Annotated in this window: 5 protein-coding genes; all 5 read right to left on the bottom strand. The window is 37.7% G+C overall.

Going from position 1 to position 23,362, the window contains the following annotated elements:
• Positions 1–10 precede the first annotated feature (10 nt).
• From CLO1100_RS06350 to CLO1100_RS06330, 5 genes are read right to left on the bottom strand one after another with little or no spacing between them, the layout of a single operon-like run.
• Positions 11–7,885 carry a non-ribosomal peptide synthetase gene (locus tag CLO1100_RS06350; RefSeq protein ID WP_014312926.1) on the bottom strand — a complete coding sequence of 2,625 codons (7,875 nt, stop codon included), beginning with the start codon at positions 7,883–7,885 and terminating at the stop codon, positions 11–13.
• Between the two features lie 38 nt (positions 7,886–7,923).
• Positions 7,924–11,532, bottom strand: a complete 3,609-nt coding sequence (locus CLO1100_RS06345) for a condensation domain-containing protein (protein ID WP_014312925.1) — start codon at positions 11,530–11,532, stop codon at positions 7,924–7,926.
• Positions 11,519–12,340, bottom strand: a complete 822-nt coding sequence (locus tag CLO1100_RS06340; protein ID WP_014312924.1) for a CPBP family intramembrane glutamic endopeptidase — start codon at positions 12,338–12,340, stop codon at positions 11,519–11,521. Before CLO1100_RS06340 ends, CLO1100_RS06345 begins: the two co-directional genes overlap by 14 nt.
• Positions 12,341–12,368: 28 nt before the next feature.
• Positions 12,369–13,190 (bottom strand): CPBP family intramembrane glutamic endopeptidase, encoded by an 822-nt coding sequence (locus CLO1100_RS06335; protein WP_014312923.1) that lies wholly within the window; start codon positions 13,188–13,190, stop codon positions 12,369–12,371.
• 14 nt (positions 13,191–13,204) lie between these two features.
• Positions 13,205–23,347, bottom strand: a complete 10,143-nt coding sequence (locus tag CLO1100_RS06330; protein WP_014312922.1) for a non-ribosomal peptide synthetase — start codon at positions 23,345–23,347, stop codon at positions 13,205–13,207.
• Positions 23,348–23,362 lie beyond the last annotated feature (15 nt).

Raw genomic sequence — 23,362 nt, 5'->3', positions numbered from 1 at the left:
TACCCTCCCCTTAAAAATTAAAGTGTATATCATCCGTCAATACCTTTTCACGTTTAAGATATTTGTCTTCCAGTTCAATATCCTTGATTTTAATGTCAGGATTTTCAACTATGCTTTCCAATATTTTTACGTAATCCTTTTTTAGTCGTTCTATAGTCTCTTTTTTAAATAACCCGGTACAATACTCAAAAACGAATTCAATACCGTCATTTCCTTGAGCGCACCACAAGGTCAAATCAAATTTGGACACAGAATTTTCAAATTCGTAGGGCTTGAATTTAAGGCTTTGTGTATTTGTTTCGATATCAAGATTCTGCAATGTAAAGGAAACATCAAATAGAGGATTTCTGCTCATATCCCTCTTTGCGCCAAGCTTGTCCACAAGCTCTTCGTACTGGTATTCCTGATTCTCATATGCTTTTAAGCAGCTTTCCTTTACCTCGTTCAAAAACTCATTAAAAGATTTATGAGAAGAAGGAAAACTCCTGATGGCTATCATATTTACAAACATGCCGATTATATTCTCAATGTCTGCGTGAGGTCTTCCGGCTATAGGAGAGCCAACTACCAAATCCTGCTGTCCCGAATATCTGGAAAGAAGAACCTTGTAGGCGGCAAGCAGTACCATGTAAAGGGTAGAACCCGTCTTAGCATTTAGATTGTTCAGCTCAACAGCCAAATCCTTTTCAACCTTGAAACTTATATTACTTCCTGCAAAGTTTTTAATATCCGGCCTTTTAAAATCAGTAGGCATATTTAGCACCGGAATATTCCCTTCAAACCTTTCTCTCCAGTACTTTTCCTGCTTTTCAATCTCACCGGAGCGGAACATATTGTTCTGCCATGCTGCAAAATCCTTATATTGCAGTCTTAAAGGTTCAAGCTGTTTACCCTCGTATAAGCTTATAAATTCATTAACCATAATACGTCTTGATACCCCATCCGAAACAATATGATGCATGTCATAAAGTAAAGTATATCTGTCACTTTCTTCTGACTGTCCGTCCAAAACACTCACAAGTGCTACTCTCAAAAGGGGAGCCTTACCCAGGTCAAAAGGTCTGATAAATTCTTTAATTACATTGGGTAGTCTGCTTTCTTGAATTTCAATGTATTTTATCCGTAAATCTGCCTGTTGGTGTATCTCCTGAACAGGCTGCTCATTTACAACCCTGAAGGATGTCCTCAGAGATTCATGCCTCTCCACCAGCTTTTTAAAAGCTTCTTCAAATTTGAGCTTGTCAATCTTACCTGATATCTCAATAACTCCCGGCAGATTGTACGCAATACCTGTTTCTTCAAATGTATTCAGAATAAACATTCTTCTCTGCGCCGACGACAATTCATAATAGCTGTTCTGTTCTATCGGCTTTATCGATGAAAAACTGTTACTCTTTGAACTCTGAATATACTCAGCCATACTTTTTAAATTTTTCAAAGTGAAAACTTCCTTTAAAGGTATAACTGAATTCAACTCTTTATGTATTTTGTTGACTAGCATGGTAGCCTTCAAAGAATGTCCCCCAAGTTCAAAGAAATTATCATTTGCACCTATTCGTTCAACTTTCAGTATTTCGCTCCATATTTTTGCAAGTCTTATCTCTATTTCTCCGGAAGGTTCTTCATAGTCTCTTTCTGAAATTATCTCAACGTCAGGAAGAGCATTTTTATCCACCTTACCATTTAATGTAAGAGGTATTTTTTCAAGTTTTATAAAGCAGGTCGGTATCATATAGCCGGGCAAGTACTCTGAAAGGTATTCCCTGAGGCTCCTTTCATCCAATTCTCCTTCACAAACCACGTAAGCAACAATATTCTTATCCTTGTTTTCGTCCTCTTTTACTGTCGCAAAAGTATCTTTTACAGTAGTTATCCTTAAAAGCTGTGCCTCTATTTCTCCAAGTTCAACCCTGTAACCTCTTATTTTAATTTGGTTGTCCCCTCTTCCAAGGAATTCAATGCATCCGTCAGGCATATATCTTCCAATATCACCGGTTTTGTAAATTCGTGTTCCGTTTAATAAAAAAGGATTTTCCATAAACCTTTCAGAAGTCAAGTCAGGTCTGTTTAAATATCCCCTTGCTACCCCTTCACCCGTTATGTACAATTCTCCCTTTATGCCAACTGGAACAGGCTTCATGTTTTTATCAAGGATGTATACACCCGCATTCTGAATTGGCTTACCTATAACCGGATGTTTTTTATAGCTATCAAATTGTGTAAAATCAATAGCCTGTGCGATTGCACCAACTGTTGTCTCAGTGGGCCCATAATGATTTACCAATGTAGCTACGGGGTATTTTTTATTGTATGCCTCTAAATCTTTTAGATTTATTTCTTCTCCTCCCAAAACAATCAGGCTAAGATGGTGACAAGAACTTGTTTTGGTGAAAGTATCTGAATTAACCATCATATTGAATAGAGACGGAGTCATTTTTACATAAGTTATTCCACTTGTTTTGATATATGTAAGTAGAATTTCCGGGTCTGAGTATTCCTCTTTTGATAGCAGATGTATTTCGCTGCCGCTCAACATGGCGGAATACAGGGCGGTATAAGCAAGGTCAAAGCAAAGTGATGAAACTATTGCAGTCTTGTCTTTCTTGCCGATATTGAACTTTTTAATAAACCAATCAGAGTAATTAACCAGACTGTGATTTTCAATCATTACTCCCTTTGGTTTTCCGGTAGTTCCTGATGTATAAATTACATATATGAGGTCGTCAGGCTTACTTATATCAGGCAGATTTGAAGTGTCCGTGTCATATGTATTCTCGTTGTCAAGGTCTATAATTATGCCCATGAAATCAACCTTTTGTACAAGTTCTCCATGGCTTAAAAGAATTTTGGCTCCGCTATCTTCAAGCATGTATACTATCCGGTCTTGAGGAAGCTCCGGGTTCAAAGGCATATATGCCCCTCCGGCCTTTGTCACAGCCAGAATACTTATAATCATATGGTATGACTGTTCACATAAAATTCCAACTATTTCGTCAGGTTTGATTCCATTTGACCTCAATACTCTGGCAAGGCTGTTTGCTCTTTTATTCAATTCTCCATAACTAAGCCGTACTTCTCCTGAAACCAGAGCAATGTTGTCTGCAACTGCATGAACCTGCTTCTCAAACAGCTGTTTGAAGGTGTCGGGTTGTCTTGACTCCGTTAGGCCTTGGTTAAACCCACAAACAAGCTGATTTTCCTCATTTTCAGATAAAAGGCTTATCTGTGAAATTTCCAATTCAGGGCAATCCGTTATGGCAAGGAGAATATTTGTGTAGTGCTGTGCCAGACTCTCCATAGTCTCACTTTTAAATAGTTTTGTTTTATATTCAAGCCCGATTTTTATTTCGTCTTCCCATTCCATTGCTTCCATCTTCAAATCAAATTTTGCCGTACTGAAGTCAATGTCAACTGACGAAAACTTTAAGCCGTTTATACTTATTTCCGTATTTCCTATGTTCTGCATAACAAACATTGTATCAAATAAAGGATTTCTGCTCATATCTCTTGGCAAAGCCAGAATGTCCACCAGTTGCTCAAATTGATAATCCTGATTTTCAAAGGCCTCAAGTGTGTTTTCCTTTACTTGTGCAAGAAAATCAATAAATGGTTTATCATCACTAACGGAATTTCTCAGTGCAACTGTATTCACAAAAAATCCTACAATGCTCTGAAGATCCGGGTGATGTCTTCCCGCAATCGGTGAGCCTACCACTATATCCTCTTGCCCTGCATATTTTGATAGCAAAATATTGTATGCTGCAAGCATTACCATATAAAGTGTAGTTTCTGTCTTTGAAGCAAGCTCCTTCAACTTCTTTGCCATACTACGGTCAAGCTTGAAGTTTATTCTGTCTCCTTCGAAATTCTGTATTAATGGTCTTGTATAGTCGTAAGGCATATCGAGTACAGGTATATCGCCTTTGAATACCTTCTTCCAGTACTCTTCCTGCTTTTTAATAGAATCAGATTTAAACAGGTCATTCTGCCAAGATGCATAATCCTTGTACTGTATTTTAAGTTCAGGGAGGCTCTGTCCCTCGTAAATTTGTGCAAATTCTTCTATAATTACATTCATGGACATACCATCTGAAATAATATGGTGCATGTCAATAATTAATATATGTCTGTCCTCTGTGATCTTAACTAATGTCGCTCTTAAAAGAGGTGCTTTATCCAATTCAAAGGGCTTTATAAAAGATTTTATATCCGGTGTAGTTTCAGGTTTTTCAGATATATCAATAAACTCTATATTGAAATCAGCCTCCTTCTGAACTACCTGCATAATCTCATCTTCGTATATCCGAAAATAAGTCCTTAGTGATTCATGTCTTTTAATTAATTTCTTAAAGCTTTGTTTAAGGCGTTCTATGTCAAGAATTCCTTCTATACAAACAGCAGCAGGCATGTTGTATCCTGTTCCTATACCCTCATACTGGTTTATTATAAAAAGTCTCTTTTGTGCCGATGAAACCGGATAAAATCCTGTCGGACAGTTTTGAGGTCTGTCAATTGGTTTTATGGATGAGTAAATGCTTGGTACGCAATTTTTAATTTTATTTGCAAGGCCTCTTATGGTAGGTGTATTAAAAACCTCTTTTAGCTGAATTTCGGTATTAAATGCTCTGTGAATATTGGTTACCAAAGCAGTAGCTTTCAAGGAATGTCCCCCAAGCTGGAAAAAATCATCGTCTATGCCGATTTTCTCAATTCCGAGAATCGCACTCCAAATAGCCGCCAATTCCTTTTCCGTCTCATTTCTTGGTTCCACGTATTTTACACCCAAACTTTGTCTTCCATCAGGATCAGGCAGGGCTTTAACATTTATTTTGCTGTTTGAAGTAAGAGGCATACTGTCTAATTGCACAAAGTACAAAGGTATCATATAGTCAGGAAGCCTTCTTGCCAGAAATTCCTTTACCTCTGAAATCGCAAGCTTCTCCGGGGCAGTAAAATAGGCGCAAAGGTATTTGTCCTCATCCCCCCGTGGTATAACCGCAACTTCCTGTATTAAACCGTGCTTTAGCAGTTGAGCTTCTATCTCTCCTGTTTCTATTCTGAAACCTCTGATTTTAACCTGCTGGTCCTTTCTTCCCAGAAATTCGATATTTCCATCAGGCAGCCATCTTGCCAGGTCTCCTGATTTGTACATTCTTTCGCCCGGTAAAAAAGGACTCTCTACGAATTTTTCATCCGTAAGCTCTTTGTTGTTGAGATATCCTCTTGCCAGGGATACTCCTGCAATGCACAGTTCTCCTACTACACCCACTGGTTGAAGATTGTTGTTATTGTCTACAATATAAACCCTTATATTATTTGCAGGTTTTCCAATTGGTACAGAATTATCAATGCTATAGTCGCTTTCGTACTTCCAAAGGGTAGCGCATACCGTTGATTCTGTTGGCCCGTAACCGTTTCTGTATTCCACACGGTCCTTCCATTTAGAAAGAAGTTCAGGACTAGCAGCCGAACCCGCTGTTATAAGCTTTTTCATTGAAGTAATCTTACCTGGATTTAAATTCACCAGATAAGTAGGAGGCAAAGTAGCAAAGGTTATTTTATTTTCATTAATGAATCCCTCAAATTTTTCATAATTTCCAATTACCTCTTCCGGCATTATGTACAGGGTTGCACCCGTTAAAAGCCCGGTGAAAATATCCCAAACTGAAGCATCAAAAGATATGCTTGCGAAATGTATTACCCTATCTTTTTCATTTAATCCAAGTGTATTATCAAAAATCCCTTTAAGGTTTGCAACTCCTCTATGCTCCAGCATTACACCTTTTGGCTTGCCTGTTGTTCCCGAGGTATAAATTATGTACGCCAGGTTATTCTGTGTGACGGAACAAGCCGGAGATTCCTCCGAAAAGTTCTTTAAAACAGTTAGGTCGTATTGATAGCGGTTCTTTTCATATTTAGGTTCCTTTTCCCCGCAATTCTTGTCAATACGAAGTACAGTATCATAGCGGAATCTTGTAAGTTCATTTTCTATAGTGTGTATTTTAGTTGAGAATTCTACCTTTTGAATCTCTTTCATTTCAACAGACAGGTCTTTAAAAAATCCTCTTGAAACAAAGAGTTCCTCACTAACGTCTGTTTTAGTATCATATCCGGGATTCTGTTTCTTGAATTCCAATAGAGATTCCAGCAGTTCATACTTTTTATCTTGATCCATAATATCACCGATAAAAAGCACACCCTTGTCTTTCATAAGTTTCAATGCCTTTTTGATAACCTGTCTCAGATAATTGTGTCCGCTGAAAGCCTGAATTACACTGTTGATTATTACAATGTCAAAATCATTCTCTGAAACCCGGTCAATCTCATGTGCCGGAAGACATTCCAACATTATATTATTGAAACCTTCTTTGACAGCCCTTTCTCTGTCCTTTTCAATAATAACCCCTGAAAGGTCGGTGCCATAGTACATTCCTACCTGGGGAGCAATTTTAAACATACTGATACCTGAAGCACAGCCTATTTCAAGTACTCTGGCTTCTGGTTTCAAAAATGGCTTCAATTTCTCAAAAACATTGTCTGCATATTCCGACATTTCTTCTTTTGAAAGATTTTCTCCGGTATAACTGCTTGCCCATCCTCCACCGGTTATTTCATCTACTGCGTTTTCACCTATGTATTCCCAGAGCTTTTTATCCATGAGGCCGCTTTCCTGTAACTCAGGTTCAGAGTATATGTCTTCGGAATCCATACATAGGAAGTTTTCCAGTGTTTTACACTCCCATTGAAGTTTGTTCAGCATTTTTATATTCTTTTTTGTAGAAACCATAAACTTAATTTGAGAATCATTTATTATGGTTTTTATTCTCTCTTCCGGAAGCCCTGTGGATATGGGAACATAAGCCCCTCCGGCTTTTAAAATGCCAAGAATTGCTGTTATCTGCTCTATGCTGTTTTCCATAAAAAGGCCTATAAGTGTATCCGGTTTTATATCCTGAGTTGCTATCAGGTAATTTGCCAGTTTGTTTGCTTCTTTGTTTAGACTGGAATATGTAACCTCACGGTTTCTATATACTATCGCAGTTTTTTCGGGGGTCTTTTGTGCCTGTTCTTCAAACAGTTGGTGAATTGTTTTATTATGAGGATAATCCCTTGTTGTATTATTGAATTCATGAATTATTTTCTCTTTTTCAATTTCAGTGATAATTGTAAAATCTGTAAGCTTTTTATTTAAATCTTCCACGGCCTGACTTAATATATACTCATAACGCTCCACCAACGTCCTTATTGATTCCTCTTTAAAAAGGCTTGCATTATATATCGTCTTGATATTTAGATAATTTCCCTCAACAGAGACTAACAGTTTCAGATTATTTGTAAAGGACTTTCCTATATCTTCGTTGGCTCCTTCATTATGAATACCTTTCATCATCAATACAGTATTCAGAGCCAGTATATCACCGTTACTTTCCTCTATTAGCTCTATAAGTTTTTCAACAGGATAATGCTGATTCTTGTACCCCTGTGACACTGTTTGCTTTACATTAACCAAAAGTTCTTTAAAGGACATGTCCGCCCTAAGAATATCCCTTAAAATTACATATTTATTAACCTTCTGTATATTTTCATCTTTATAAGTAGGAGCTGCAACTAATATGTCCTCCTGTCCCGTATATTTATAGAATAATATCTTCAGGCTTGTAAGCATTATTATGAAAATCAGCAGGTCTTGATTCTTACCAAGAGATAATAGCTTTTTTGACAGTTCTTCTCCTAATGCCATTTCACGGGTTCCATATGTATAGTTGTTGTTATTCGGATAATCAACCGGAAGCTTAAGCTGATTGATTTCGCCGCCTAATTTTTCTTCCCAGTACTTCTTTGCATCCTCAAACTCTTTATACAACGTTAAAATATTTGTATTCATATCATTATCCCTCACAAACTTTACATTTTAAAAAAAGCTTAAATATCTCCAAAATCTTCGTCTATAAGCTTATTAAATACATCCCCCATATTTTTAATAATAGAGGCAAACTTGTTTTCCTCATCTTTTTCAAGCAGTTCTATATCCTTTATTTTGATTTGCCTGTTATCTGTAACGATTTTAATTATTTTTATAAAGTCCTTGGACAAACGCTCTATTGTCTCAGGCTTAAATAATTTAGTACAGTACTCAAAAACATAGGATATTGTTTCCCCTTCTTCCGTAGCCATTAGGGTAAAATCTGCTTTTGATGATTTTGAATCATCCATGTAAGGTTTAAAATTCAGGCCTTTTACGCTCATCTGCGGCATCTTCATATTTTGCAGCACAAATGCCACATCAAATATAGGATTACGTCCCGGCTTTACCTGTAAGTTGAGCTTTTCCACCAGCATTTCAAATTGGTAGTCTTGATTCTCATAAGCCCTGAGTGAAGTATCTCTTACGTTATATAAAAACTCTATGAAAGATTTGTCATATTCAATAAGGTTTCTAATAGGAAGAGCATTTACAAACATACCGATTATGTTTTCAAGGTCTGCATTTTGTCTGCCTGCTATCGGAGAACCAACAATTATGTCGGTCTGGCCGGAATACTTTGAAAGAAGAATATTATATGCTGCCATCAGTACCATATAAAGGGTAGTTCCTGACTCCTTGGCCAATCTGTTAACCGCACTTGTAAGCTCCTCGCCCAACACAAAATTGTATCTGTCCCCTTCAAAGCTTTTAGCATTTGGTCGGCTATAATCAGTAGGCATTTGAAGGAGCGGAATTTCTCCTTCAAACCTTTTAACCCAATATTCTTCCTGCTTTTTAATTTCCTGAGATTGGAGAAGCCTATTCTGCCAATCAGCAAAGTCCTTGTACTGTATTCTCAATTCCGGCAGCTGCCTGCCATCATATAAATCAATAATTTCCTTTACTAAAATAGCCATTGAGGTCCCGTCGGATATTATATGGTGCATGTCAAACATCATAATATGCCTGTTTTCATCTATCTTTACAATTTCAACCCTTAAAAGGGGAGCTGTTTCCAAGTCAAATGGCTTTACAAAGGAATGCATGAGGCCTCGTACAATTTCTTCTTCTGTTCCTGTAAAATCATCCAACTCTGAGTACTTAACGTTAAATTGAGTGTCTTTGTGTACTACCTGAACAATTTCACAGTTAACTGTTTGAAAAGAAGTTTTTAGAGTTTCATGCCTTTGCACAAGCGTTTTAAAAGCATCTTCAAACCTTGCTTTATTCAACTTTCCCTCTATTATCATAACTCCAGGCATATTGTAGCAGGTTTCGATGCCTTTTAACTGTCCCAGTACATAAAGCCTTTTTTGTGCTGATGAAGCCGGATAATAATCTTTTTCCTCCACAGGCTCTATAAATTTACTGATTTTAGGAGTGGAAATCTGTTTCTTCAACTCCTTGTCAATATAGTCAGAAAGCTCTTGTATAGTGGTAAATGCTAAAATATCCGCCACACTCAATGAAGCATCAATTTGTTTAGCTGTCCTGTTTGCAATATTTGCGGCTATTATAGAGTCTCCTCCAAGCTCGTAAAAATCTTCGTTAATATCAATTTCCTTATATCCTAATACAGTTCCCCAAATCTGGCCCAAAAGTATTTGAGTCTGTGTGTATTCTCCATTTTCACTGCCTGTGAGCTTTATGTCCGTAGAAGATTTTTCTTCTTCTATTTGTTTAACTGATACAACCGTCTCCTTTGAAACCTCCGGTATTTCAATCCAGCATCTTCTTTTCTCAAAAGGATATACTGGGATAGCAGCCTTTTTCCTGCTTTCTTTTCTGTACATTTCCTCCCACTGAATGTTGGCACCTTTTACATAAAGTTTGAGAATCTCATTAATTAAATCTTCGTTTACACATGAACCTTCCACAAACTCTATAAGCATCGTGTTAGTGCTTGCGTCAATCTGATTATTTAACTTATGACATTGGCCATAGAAGAACCGTTCTCCACTTTCTTTAGCTATATCCATTTTTGACAGCTCTCGGATTTTGTCTTTAAAATCATCCTTACTTCTGATTACTATAGCTACTCTGTATTCATAGTGTCCTCTACCCGTAAGAGCTGTATAGCAAATGTCTTCAAGTTTTTGCTTATCCCATTTCTCAGTAAGTTTTAAGTACTTTTGTATTAATATCCTTAGTGCATCTAAACTTTTGGCAGAAATGGTAAAAACCTTAATTTTCTCACTTTCAATTTCCTGTTCATATTCAATGGCTGGAGGTTCTTCCAGGACTACATGACAATTTGTGCCACTAAGGCCAAAGGCGCTTACTCCGCATCTTCTTGCAAAGCCTTCTGTTTCCCATGGTGTAAGCTCCTTATTTATATAGACGGGAGAAGTTTCAAAATTAATTTTACTGTTGGGCTTGTTAAAGTGAAGTATTGGAGGTATTTCTTTATTATCCATTGCCAATATTGCCCTTACCAAGCCGGCTATTCCTGATGCATTATCCAAATGGCCTATATTGGTTTTAAGAGCTCCGATAGCGCAGAATTGATTTTTCTGGGTATAATTTCGAAATGCTCTGGTTATCCCGTCTATTTCAATTGGATCTCCGAGCTTGGTACCTGTGCCGTGAGTTTCTATGTATGAAATTGTCTCAGGATTGATTCCGGCATCTTTCCACGCTTTTAATATTACTTTCTCCTGTGCGACCGCATTTGGTGCAGTAAGCCCTATAGACCTTCCATCTTGATTTACAGCACTTCCTTTTATAACCCCATAAACTCTGTCTCCGTCCCTTACAGCTTTACTTAAAGGCTTCAGCAAAATGGCTATTACTCCTTCTCCCATGCCAGTGCCGTCTGAGCTGTCATCAAAAGCTCTTGTTCTGCTATCCCCCGATTCTATGCCGAATTTGTCACCTGTCTGTACAGGCAAAAAGCTGAGCTTAACACTCCCTGCGATTGCCATTTCGCAGTCTCCGTTTCTAATCCCCGTACATGCCATGTGTACCGCCACAAGTGATGACGAGCATGCAGTATCCACCATCACGCTTGGCCCTTTTAGATCCAGAATATATGATAATCTGCCTGCTATTACCGAAGTAAGGTTGCCCGGAATTGAAGCTACTGACGATGAAGGCTCTACCTCTGAAATAAACTGCTTATATTCAAGACCTGAAACATATCCCACGTAAACTCCGGTTTCACTTCCCTCAATTTTTCTGCTACCGTATCCTGAATCCTCAATTGCTTCCCAAGCTGTCTGAAGGAACAACCTTTGATTGGGGTCCATGAGAGCAGCCTCTTTAGGTGAAATATTAAAAAACTTGTAATCAAATTTATCTATTTCCTCAAGATAGGCTCCATCTCGGTATTTAACATCGTTTACATACATATTCTTAAATCTTAAATACCTGTCTGCATCAGCCCTTCTGGAATTAGGAAATTCGGTAACACAATCAATACCATTTCGCATATTGTCCCAGAATTCATCCAAATCGGAAGCTTGGGGAAGGTGCGCAGACATTCCTATTACAGCTATATCTTTTGAAGAAATTTCTTCAATTTCATCCATACCCTCGTCATACTCAATCAAATTAAAATCCAACATAGAATCCACCCTTTAGTTTTTCTTTAACAGAGTTTTTCCGAACGAAGTACCCGGCTGCAAGAATACCTGCTATTCCTACTAATGTAAGAAGAATCAATCCCACGTTCCCTGTTCCTGCTAATATATCCTTAATACCTGTTTTTCTAAAGATAAAGAGTCCCAGTATACATGAATCCTGAACAAGAATGGAGCCCCAAAGGGATTTGGTCCATATGTAAGGAAGTACATATATAACTGAACCTATTGCAGCGTAAGTTCCCAAAACCGGATTTAATTGCAGCAAACCGTATATTAAGGCCTGAATCAGTACAGCAGCAACAATTGGTATATTTGACCTTAACTCGTTGAATATAACTCCTCTGAAAATGATTTCTTCAAACATAGGAAGAACCATAAGCATAATTATAAAAATCAAAAAACTTCCTTTTGTCTGGAAGAAACTATCCATGTATTCTCCGAACTGCGGAAAGGTTTTACCGATAAAATTTATAGATGTAAAGCATGTTGTAAATAAGCACATTGAAATACCCATTAAAGCTATACCAAGTACGTTCTTTGGACTTATTTTAGTGAAACTGCATATCTTAAAAAGATTTTTGTTTCGAAGTTTTAAAATTAAAGAATACAAAGAAATTGTAATTATGGATATTGAAAAACTAAAGAGAGTTTTGTTACTCCACAGGAAATCATTAAGAGCCTTATTCTTCGAGCAAATGTTGAACACTACCCATTGGACTCCTCTTAGTACTGCATAAAGCAATATTAAATATAACACTATATAACCTGTCATTTTGAGATATCTTTTCATTTTTGTTTTATCCTCCCCGGTTATTTTCTTATCGTGCCGAAGCAAAATTACTTAGGGCATTCTTTGACTTATTAATTTTTGTGAGATAAATTACACCCGCTACAATTATGACAAAACTGATTGCGATTGCGGGCCAAGCAGTACCTTTATTGAGAATGGAATCTTCCGTTCTCATTAAAATGTACATAATTCCCTGACATGAAGCCTGTGCAATTACTGAAGCCCATAAGGACTTAACCAGTAAGTACAGGGTAACAAATAATACTGCTCCTAAAAATCCATAAGCTATCAATGGTACATTCATATTAAAGAACATCAATCCGTACATAAGTCCCTGTATTATTACAGCCGCAACAACCGGCAGTTTATCTCTCAACTCATTGAAAATCAGCCCTCTGAACAGTATTTCCTTATAGACCGACCCAACCAGAAGGAAGCAGGTAAATACTACTATAGTTCCCCCATCTATAAACATGAATTTCATTATGTTTATCAAATCCGGATATCTTTCGGTTATAAAAGGAAGCTTGAATACTGAAGACGTAAAAAACCCTGAAGCCAATCCGATAACAAAAATAACCGCAAAATTCTTCTTGCTGATTTTTTCCGTTAGCTTAACATATTTAAGTAAATTAATTCCCTTAAACTTCTTAAATACAAAGTAGAAAATAGTAAATTGTATCAAGTCACTTGTAACTGTTACAACCAGCGAATTTCTGTTCAGCCATGGGCCTATTCCCGGTCTTGGAAGTATATATCCTTTCCCGATATAGACTAATGACTTAATGATTAAGAAATATGTAACAACATAGATTAATAGATTACCTACCATTACCAAATACTTTTTCATTTCCTTACCTCCAATTATTTATTACTTGTAATGAACTGCACTACTTTTAGATACTTACCTGTAAGTTCTTTTATTTTATCCCCCCTGAGCCTTGTAGAGTTGTATTCACATATGAAAACGGTTTGTTCGTTTTCCTCACTTACACCAAGAGCGATATCATAAACTCCGGTCAAATTTTGTGGAGTTGATAGCAAGTTTTTCTTGTAGAATACCGGCAAAATTGAAAAATTACTTTTATTTTCAATGCTTTCTTCTCTTAAATCCTTTAAATCATACCCTGATGACTTTCCACAACTTCTCTGATGGTATACCATCTCGCATAACTCTCCGAAGCTGCCTGCTTCCTTTAAATCCAAGCTAATAGGATATACTCTGTCACAATCATCAACCATAGTCTGTATGGTTATTTCGACTTTTTGTGTTATCTGACCAAGCAAATAAACAAAAGCACAAATCAGGACATCTGTTTTTTCAAAACCTCTTAAAACATCATTGTTTAACCGGAACTTGAACACAGAGCCATAGTCTCCACCTTCTTTCAAGAAATATTGTTGTGGAAATTCAAGAAATTCAAGACTAATATCTTTAGTAGAATTTTCCTCCCCTATTTCTATAAAAGCTGACAGCTTTGAAATTGTAGGGTTTGAAAAAATATCAGTAATCTTTACTTTACCCGGATATTTTTCTTCTATTTTAGAATGTACCTGAATCAAGGTAAGGGATGTACCTCCCAGATCAAAAAAATTGTCTGTTGTACCAACACGTTCAATTTTTAAAATCTGCCTCCAGATATCCGCCAGTATTTTTTCAGTTTTTCCTATTGGTTCAATATACTCTGTGCCTGTATTTACACTGAATTGAGGCTCCGGCAGAGCTTTTCTGTCCACTTTTCCGTTCTGGGAAAGTGGCATCTTTTCCAGCCTTACAAAATACGACGGAACCATATATTCCGGGAGGCTCCTAGTCAGATATTCTCTTAATTCTCCCGGTGCAATGTCCCTGTCTGCTATCAAATATGCACACAGGTAGCTGCTGCCCTCTTTTTCTGTCCTTGCTGCAACCACAACCTCTTTTATGTTCTCATGTTTTAAAAGTTCTTCTTCAATCTCTCCCAGCTCAATCCTGAAGCCTCTGATTTTAACCTGATGGTCTATTCTACCCAGATATTCTATATTCCCATCGGGCAGCCACCTTGCCAAATCCCCGGTTCTGTACATAAGACTGTTTGCAGAAGCGTCTTTCCCTGCAAAGGGATTGTGTACAAATTTCTCTGCCGTCAGTTCAGGCCTGTTGAGATACCCTCTTGCCAAGCCGTCACCTGATATACACAATTCACCCGGTATTCCCACAGGCTGCATGTTGTTGTACTTGTCCACCACATAGAGCTGTATATTGTCTATTGGCTTTCCGATTGGTACAAGGTCAATATCCGTTCCTTGCGGGCAATCAAAGTAGGACACATCCACGGTTGCTTCGGTAGGGCCATACAGATTTATAAGCTTTGTTCCGTATCTGCTGCCTACCAGTTGGTTAAATCTCTGTACCTGTTTTACCTGTAAGGCCTCCCCGCTGGCAAATACCTGTTTCAGGCTTGAAATTTTATCCGCTGATTTTCCGTTTTCCATATATTCAAGGAACATGTTTAACATTGACGGAACAAAGTGCATTGTAGTAACACCCTGCTTTTCTATTGCATCTGTTATGGCACCCGGATCTTTTTCTCCTCCCGGTACCAGAAAATACACTTTTGCCCCTGCAAAAAACCACCAGAACAGCTCCCATACAGATACATCAAAGGTATAGGTTGTTTTTTGCAGTATTACATCCTCATTCCCAATCGGATACTTTCTCTGCATCCAGTTTATCCGGTTTATAACCGAGTAATGCTCTATCATGGCACCCTTCGGCTTTCCTGTGGAGCCGGAGGTATAGATTATATATGCAAGATTTCGGGAGGTATTTATTTTTTCGAGGTTTGACCTATCGCCTTCGTATAGTACACTGTCATTCAGATTCATTACCGTGACCTCTAAAGAAGCAATAACCTCTGGTGTCCATCTTCCGACAGCGTCTCTATTTGTTAGCAGTATGCTTGTACCACTGTCCTTTAAAATATACCTTACCCTTTCCTCGGGATAGTCCGGGCTCACAGGCAGATAGGCTCCCCCTGCCTTTAGTACCGCAAGTATACCCGTTATCATTTCAAGGGAGCGGTCAAGCATTACCGCAACTATGCTGTCCCCCTTCACTCCCTGCTTTCTCAATACTCTTGCCAGAGAGTTGGCACGTTGGTTAAGTTCTCTATAGGTAAGCTTTTCATCCCCAAATATTACCGCAATATTATCAGGGGTTTTTTCTGCTTGTTCCTCAAAAATACAGGATATTGTTTTGTCCCTTGGATATTCATAAACCGTATTATTAAAATCAAATAATATCTGACTTTTTTCCTGTGTAGTCAGCATTTCTATCTGTGAAATCAGTATTTGAGGGTTTTCAGCTATGCTCTCAAGTATTTTTTGAAAATGGAGCAACAAGCTCTCAATAGTTTCTCTTTTAAAGAGAGCTGTGCAATATTCCAGATTGAATGTTATGCCCTCACTGCTTTCTACAGCCTCAAGGGTCAAATCAAACTTGGAGACCCTGTTTCCAAACTTATATGGTGTAAATTTTAAACCATTCACATCTGTTTCAGGCATTCCCATGTTTTGAAGTACAAACAATGTGTCAAACAAAGAATTTCTGCTCAAATCCCTTTTCAGTTTTAGATTTTCTATAAGACTTTCAAACTGGTAATCCTGATTTTCCAGTGCAGTTACAACATTTTTCTTAACTTCTTCCAAAAAATCAATAAATGTTTTATCACCCTTTGGGAAATTTCTGAGGGCAAGTGTATTTACAAACATACCCGCCAGATTTTCAAGATCTGCATGAGGTCTGCCGGCAGTAGGAGAACCTACTATAATATCTTCCTGTCCCGTATATTTATTAAGCAGGATATTATATGCGCAAAGTAGTACCATATAAAGAGTTGAGCCCGTTTTTAAAGTAATATCCTTTAAAGTGTCCGCCAATTTTTTTGAAATAGTAAACGTTATCCTGTCACCCTCATAAGACTGTATAGAAGGTCTGGGATAATCCAGCGGCATATTAAGAACAGGCAGTTCACCTGAAAACACATCAAGCCAGTATTTCTGCTGCTTTTCAAGGATTTCAGATTCCAGTGCTTTGTTCTGCCACAAGGCGTAGTCCCGGTACTGTACCCTTAATTCAGGCAAATTTGCACCTCTGTAAATATCAATAAATTCTTTTACAAGAATTACAGAGGACACACCATCAGAAATTATGTGGTGCATATCGAACATTAATAAGTGGGTTTCGTTGTTCAGCTTTACAAGCTCTGCACGGAATAATGGTGCTGTGCCCAACTCAAATACTCTTATAAACATCCGAATTATCTCATCAATGCCTGTGTTGCCCTGTTCTTTGTATCCAAGCTTGAAATCAACACTTTTTTGAACTATTTGAAAAGGTTTACCATCAAATAATTTAAAAGAGGTTCTTAATGTTTCATGTCTTTCAATGAGCTTTATGAATGCATTTTCAAAGGCCTCTATATCAATTTTACCCTCTACCTGTATAACTCCGGGTAAATTATATGTTGTACCCAAACCGCCCATCTGTTCCAGAATAAATAAACGCTTTTGCGCTGACGATACCGGATAAACATATGAACCATATTTAGTATCCAGATATTCCGTTTCATCAACATGTAAAATTGATGAATAAATGCTTCCTTTCAAAGCTTTCAGTCGTGACGTAATTTCCTTAACAGTAGAAGCTTTAAATATTTCACTCAAAGATATTTCAACGCTAAATTCCTTCTGTATCTTGGAAACCAGTACAGCCGCCTTTAAGGAATGTCCTCCCATTTCAAAGAAATTGTCATTAATGCCAATCCTATCAATGTCCAGAACTTCCTGCCACAGCTTTACCATTTTTCTTTCGTCTTCATTGGCAGGCTCAACATATTCTGTGCCTGTATTTACACTGAATTGAGGCTCCGGCAGAGCTTTTCTGTCCACTTTTCCGTTCTGGGAAAGTGGCATCTTTTCCAGTCTTACAAAATACGACGGAACCATATATTCCGGGAGGTTCCTAGTCAGATATTCTCTTAATTCTCCCGGTGCAATGTCCCTGTCTGCTATCAAATATGCACACAGGTAGCTGCTGCCCTCTTTTTCTGTCCTTGCTGCAACCACAACCTCTTTTATGTTCTCATGTTTTAAAAGTTCTTCTTCAATCTCTCCCAGCTCAATCCTGAAGCCTCTGATTTTAACCTGATGGTCTATTCTACCCAGATATTCTATATTCCCATCGGGGAGCCACCTTGCCAAATCCCCGGTTCTGTACATGAGAATGTTAGCGGCGTTCTCACCTGCAAAGGGATTGTGTACAAATTTCTCTGCCGTCAGCTCAGGCCTGTTGAGATACCCTCTTGCCAAGCCGTCACCTGATATACACAATTCACCCGGTATTCCCACAGGCTGCATGTTGTTGTACTTGTCCACCACATAGAGCTGTATATTGTCTATTGGCTTTCCGATTGGTACAAGGTCAATATCCGTTCCTTGCGGGCAATCAAAGTAGGACACATCCACGGTTGCTTCGGTAGGGCCGTACAGATTTATAAGCTTTGTTCCGTATCTGCTGCCTACCAGTTGGTTAAATCTCTGTACCTGTTTTACCTGTAGGGCCTCCCCGCTGGCAAATACCTGTTTCAGGCTTGAAATTTTATCCTCTGATTTTCCGTTTTCCATATATTCAAGGAACATGTTTAACATTGACGGAACAAAGTGCATTGTAGTAACACCTTGCTTTTCTATTGCATCTGTTATGGCTCCCGGATCTTTTTCTCCTCCAGGTGCCAGAAAATACACTTTTGCCCCTGCAAAAAACCACCAGAACAGCTCCCATACAGATACATCAAAGGTATAGGTTGTTTTTTGCAGTATTACATCCTCATTCCCAATCGGATACTTTCTCTGCATCCAGCTTATCCTGTTTATAACCGAGTAATGCTCAATCATGGCACCCTTCGGCTTTCCTGTAGAGCCGGAGGTATAGATTATATATGCGAGGTTACGGGAGGTATTTATTTTTTCGAGGTTTGAGCTATCGCCTTCGTATAGTACACTGTCATCCAGATTCATTACCTTGACCTCTAAAGCAGCAATAACCTCCGGTGTCCATCTTCCGACAGCGTCTCTATTTGTTAGCAGTATGCTTGTACCGCTGTCCTTTAAAATATACCTTACCCTTTCTTCGGGATAGTCCGGGCTCACAGGCAGATAGGCTCCTCCTGCCTTTAATACCGCAAGTATACCCGTTATCATTTCAAGGGAACGGTCAAGCATTACCGCAACTATGCTGTCCCCCTTCACTCCCCGCTCTCTCAATACTCTTGCCAGAGAGTTGGCACGTTGGTTAAGCTCTCTGTAGGTAAGCTTTTCATCCCCAAACATTACCGCAATATTATCAGGGGTTTTTTCTGCTTGTTCCTCAAAAACCCTGGAAATGGTTTTTTCTATTGGATATTCATATTCTGTGTTATTAAAATCAAATAGTATCTGACTCTTTTCCTGTGAAGTCAGCATTCCTATCTCACATATTTTTTTACCAGGGTTTGTAACAATTTCATCAACAATATTAATAAAATGACGTACAAACCTCTCCATTGTTTCTTTCTTAAAGATTCCGGTATTGTACTCCAGAACACAATTCATAATATTTGATTTACCCATGTAAACGTCCAGCTTAAAATCCAGCTTTGAAGTAAATGAATTCAAATCATATATTTCAAATAAGAGTCCGTCTATTCTGGGGACAATCTCTTGGTGAAGTTCATTATGCAGTATCAGCATTGTATCAAAAAGGGGATTTCTTGTTATATCCGTTCTTCCTGCAAAATTCTCAACCATCCTGTCGTATGGATAATCTTGGTTTTCATAAGCTTTCATTACTGTATCATTTACACTGCCTATAAATTCTGTAAAGGTACCGGATGGCTCAATTCTGCTTCTTATGGGAAGAAAATTATTAAACATGCCAATCATGCCTTCAACATCAGGATGGTTTCTTCCGGCAACTAAGGATCCTACTGCAATATCCTGCTGCCCGGTGTACCTATATAACAAAGTGGTATAAAGAGCCAAAAGCAGCACATTTATGGTTACTCCGTATTTATGTGAAAGTAAGTTAAGAGATTCACAAATTGCAGAATCCAGATTGAACGAAACACTATCTCCGTAAAAGGTTCTGCTGTCAGATCTGGAATAATCCGAAGGCATATTAATTGTTGAATCTATACCTTCAAGTACATTCCGCCAGTATTCTTTCTGTTTTTTAATTACTTTACTTTCAAGAAAATTATTGTGCCAATATGAAAAATCCTTGTACTGAATTTCAGGTTCAGCAATTTTTAAACCCTTATAAATCTGTTCAAATTCCCCTACCAGAACTGTTATGGAAATTCCATCAGATATTATGTGATGCATATCAAGAAGGAAAATATGTTTTTTGTCTCCTGTATTCAACACAGTCGCTCTTATTAATGGTGCCTTACCAAGGTCAAAAGGCTTTATTAATTCTCTCAGAATCTTGTCCCTACTTTTAGTTAAATATGTAACTTTAAAGTCAATTTCTTTATGAATCCTTTGAACTACTTCACCATTATATATTTCAAATGATGTCCTGAAAGGTTCATGTCTCATTATCAAAGTTTTAAGAGTCTCTTCTACTTTGGAAATGTCAAGTTCACCTTCTACATTCATTGCCAATGGCATGTTATAGCTTGTACCAATTCCTTCAAATTGCTGTTGAACATACATTCTCTGCTGTGATGCGGATGAAGGGTAAACTCCCTCAGGATAAGCTGCATTAATATAAGCCTCATCCTCATTTACAGGTTTTATCCTTGAGTATACTTTTTCCTCTGCATCCTCCAAATACCCGGCCAACTCCCTTAAATCCCGGGTATTGAGTACTTTTTCCAAAGGTACTGATTTATTGAACTCTTTATGTATTCGTGCAGCCAGAACAGTAGCTTTTAGAGAGTGGCCTCCCAATTCAAAGAAATTGTCATTTGCACCTACTGTCTCAACTCCAAGAACATCCTTCCACAACCCGGCTAATTTAACCTCTGTTCCACCTTCTGGAGGAACATATTCTTTTTCTTCCAAATAAGGCTCTGGGAGTTTTTTCTTATCTATTTTTCCGTTAGAATTTAACGGCACAATCTCCATTCTTACAAAACAAGCTGGCACCATATAGACAGGAAGCTTCCCACTCAAATACTCCCTTAACTCCGACAATCCGATTTCAGTCCTTGAGGTATAGTAGGCGCAGAGAAATTTATTCCCATTTTTATCTTCTTTAGCTAGTACCACTGCTTCTTTAATGCCATTATACTGCAGTAGACATGCCTCAATTTCTCCCAGTTCAATTCTGAACCCTCTCAGCTTCACCTGTGTGTCTATTCTATCCAGAAATTCAATGCTTCCATCCGGCAGCCATTTTACAAGGTCTCCGGTTTTGTACATCAGTTCCTGCTTACCTTGGCCACTTCCACTCCAAAACGGATCAGGTACAAACTTCTCAGCTGTTAATTCGGGGCGATTCAGGTATCCCCTAGCCAATCCATCCCCAGCTATACATAATTCACCTTGGGCACCAAAAGGCTGGAGCTTATTGTTTTTATCAACAATATACAGTCTTGTATTTGCAAGTTGTTTTCCTATAGGAATAGTAATTGCTTCACTGCCTACTTTGTCTATTGGATGAAACGATGCAAAAACAGTACTTTCGGTAGGCCCATAAACATGTATTATCCTTCCGGGTCCCATGTATCCAAATGCTTTCCTGACATGGGGTACAGATACTCTTTCTCCTCCAAAAAGTACTTTCCTGACATTTTTAAAGCATTCAATATTAACATCAACCAGTGTATTAAACAAGGCTGTTGTTACAAAAAAAACAGATATATTCTGCTGTCTTATGATTTTAGACAGTTCTTCCATATCCAAAAGCGATTTTTTGCTTACCAGGACCAGTTTAGCTCCATTCAACAACGCTCCGAAAATATCAAAAGTGGAGCCGTCAAATGCATAGTTTGACAACTGTAGCAGTGTATCTTTATCAGTAATATCAATATAATTTGTATCCTTCACAACTCTACTTATATTGTGATGCATTGTAAGAGTTCCTTTAGGTAAACCTGTGGAACCTGAAGTATACATAACATAAGCAGAATTATCTGAAGTACTTATACTCTCAAGATTTTCCGGGTTCTCATTTTCAAACTCCGTATCTGTTCCGTTCATAAGGAGCATTTCTATTGAAGAATCGTTAAAATGTTCTGAAAGACAAATCTTTTCATAAATTTCTTTTTGAGTAACAAGCACTTTTGTACCAGAGTCATTTATTATTGATACAACCCTTTCACAAGGGTACTCCGGGTCGATTGGAAGATAAGCTCCTCCTGCCTTTAAAATACCTAAAATGGCCTTTATCATATCAAAAGAACGTTCCAACAGCAAACCAACTATACTTTCTTTTCCTACCCCTTTGTTCCTTAGGAAATTTGCAAATTTGTTTGCTTTTTCGTTTAGTTCTCTATAAGTCATTTTATTTTCACCAAATACAAGAGCAGTGTTTTCAGGCACCATTCTGACCTGTTCTTCAAACAATTGACTTAATGTCTTTTCACGAGGATATAAAGTAGCTGTATCGTTATAACTGTTTATTAGCCAGTTCCGTTGATCGCACGTTAAAATTTCAATATCTGATACCCTGCACAGTGGATTGTTAATTATTTGTTCGACTATATTTTGAAAATACTCCGCCAATCTTTTTATGGTATTGGAGTAAAATTTATTTCCGTTATAAATAAACTTTATTTCTAGATTTTCAAATACTGAAACCGCAATAGCTATATCAAAATTTGTCATTTCAAAAATTGAAAAATCGTCAATTCTGATAAACCTGTTTTCATTGCCCAGTTGTTTATCCAGAGGGTAATTTTCGATTACCATAATTGAATCAAATAGTGCATCGTTTCCCCCCAAGGAACTGTATTCTTTGATTTTGGTGAGTGATGTGTTTTCAAATAAGCCACGTTCTCTTATGGAATTCTCTACCCCGTTAAGAAATTCAAGTACATTTTCACCATTTCTTAACCTTATTCTTAAAGGCGGAGTATTTATAAAAAGTCCTGCTATGTCCTCGATGTCTTTTATTTTAGCCGTTCTACCCGACACTGTTGTTCCAAAAATCACATCATCAGTATCACTAAATCTTAGTAGCATTATTCCCCATGCAGCATAAAGAACTGATGCTAAAGCTAATCTATGCTCTCTGGCAAAGTTTTTTATCCCCTCCGAATTACTCTCGGAAAGGCTCAGTGTAAAAACTTCACCTTTTTCAGCATTTTCATGGTTCCTTTTATCACATGGTAGCACCGTTTTATTTTCAAAATCTTGCAGATACTCCGTCCAAAACTTTTTATGTGAATCTGTTTCATGATTTTTCTGCCATTTTACAAATTCCCTATACCTGTTTTTGACAGGCCTCACTGGATTCTCACCCTGAAAAATGGCTTGATAGGCGTGAAAAAACTCCTTAAGCAGAATAGCATTGCTCCAGCCATCATAAAGTATATGATGATTTGAAATTATCATCTCAAAATTATCAACTTCAAGCTTGCAAAATGTTATCCTGAAAGGTTCTTTACTTATATTCAGACTTTCTTCCCGATCCTTTAATTTTATTTCTTCAAGATTTTTAATTTTTATATTCTTATCTATCATAGAAATGTCATAATATCTAACCGGGATTTCGTAATTTCTTAAAACAATTTGGACAGGTTTCTCAAGCTTATCCCACCGAAAAAAAGTTCTCAGGATTTCGTTGTTTTCAGCTACAAAGTTCCAAGTCTTTTGAAGTACCTCCAAATCAAACGGTCCGTTTAGCCTCAAGCTTAGTTGTTCAAAATATTGCCTACTTTTGGGATTACTAATGTAATGAAAAAGAATCCCCTCCTGCATTGGAGTCAATGCAAGAATATCCTCAATGTTTTTCTTATCAAGCTTCTTATTGTTCATGTAAAAACCCCCAGT

Origin of the sequence: Clostridium sp. BNL1100 (assembly GCF_000244875.1) — a bacterium.
Taxonomy (GTDB): Bacteria; Bacillota; Clostridia; order Acetivibrionales; family DSM-1351; genus Ruminiclostridium.
This window is presented reverse-complemented; position numbering and strand designations above follow the sequence as displayed.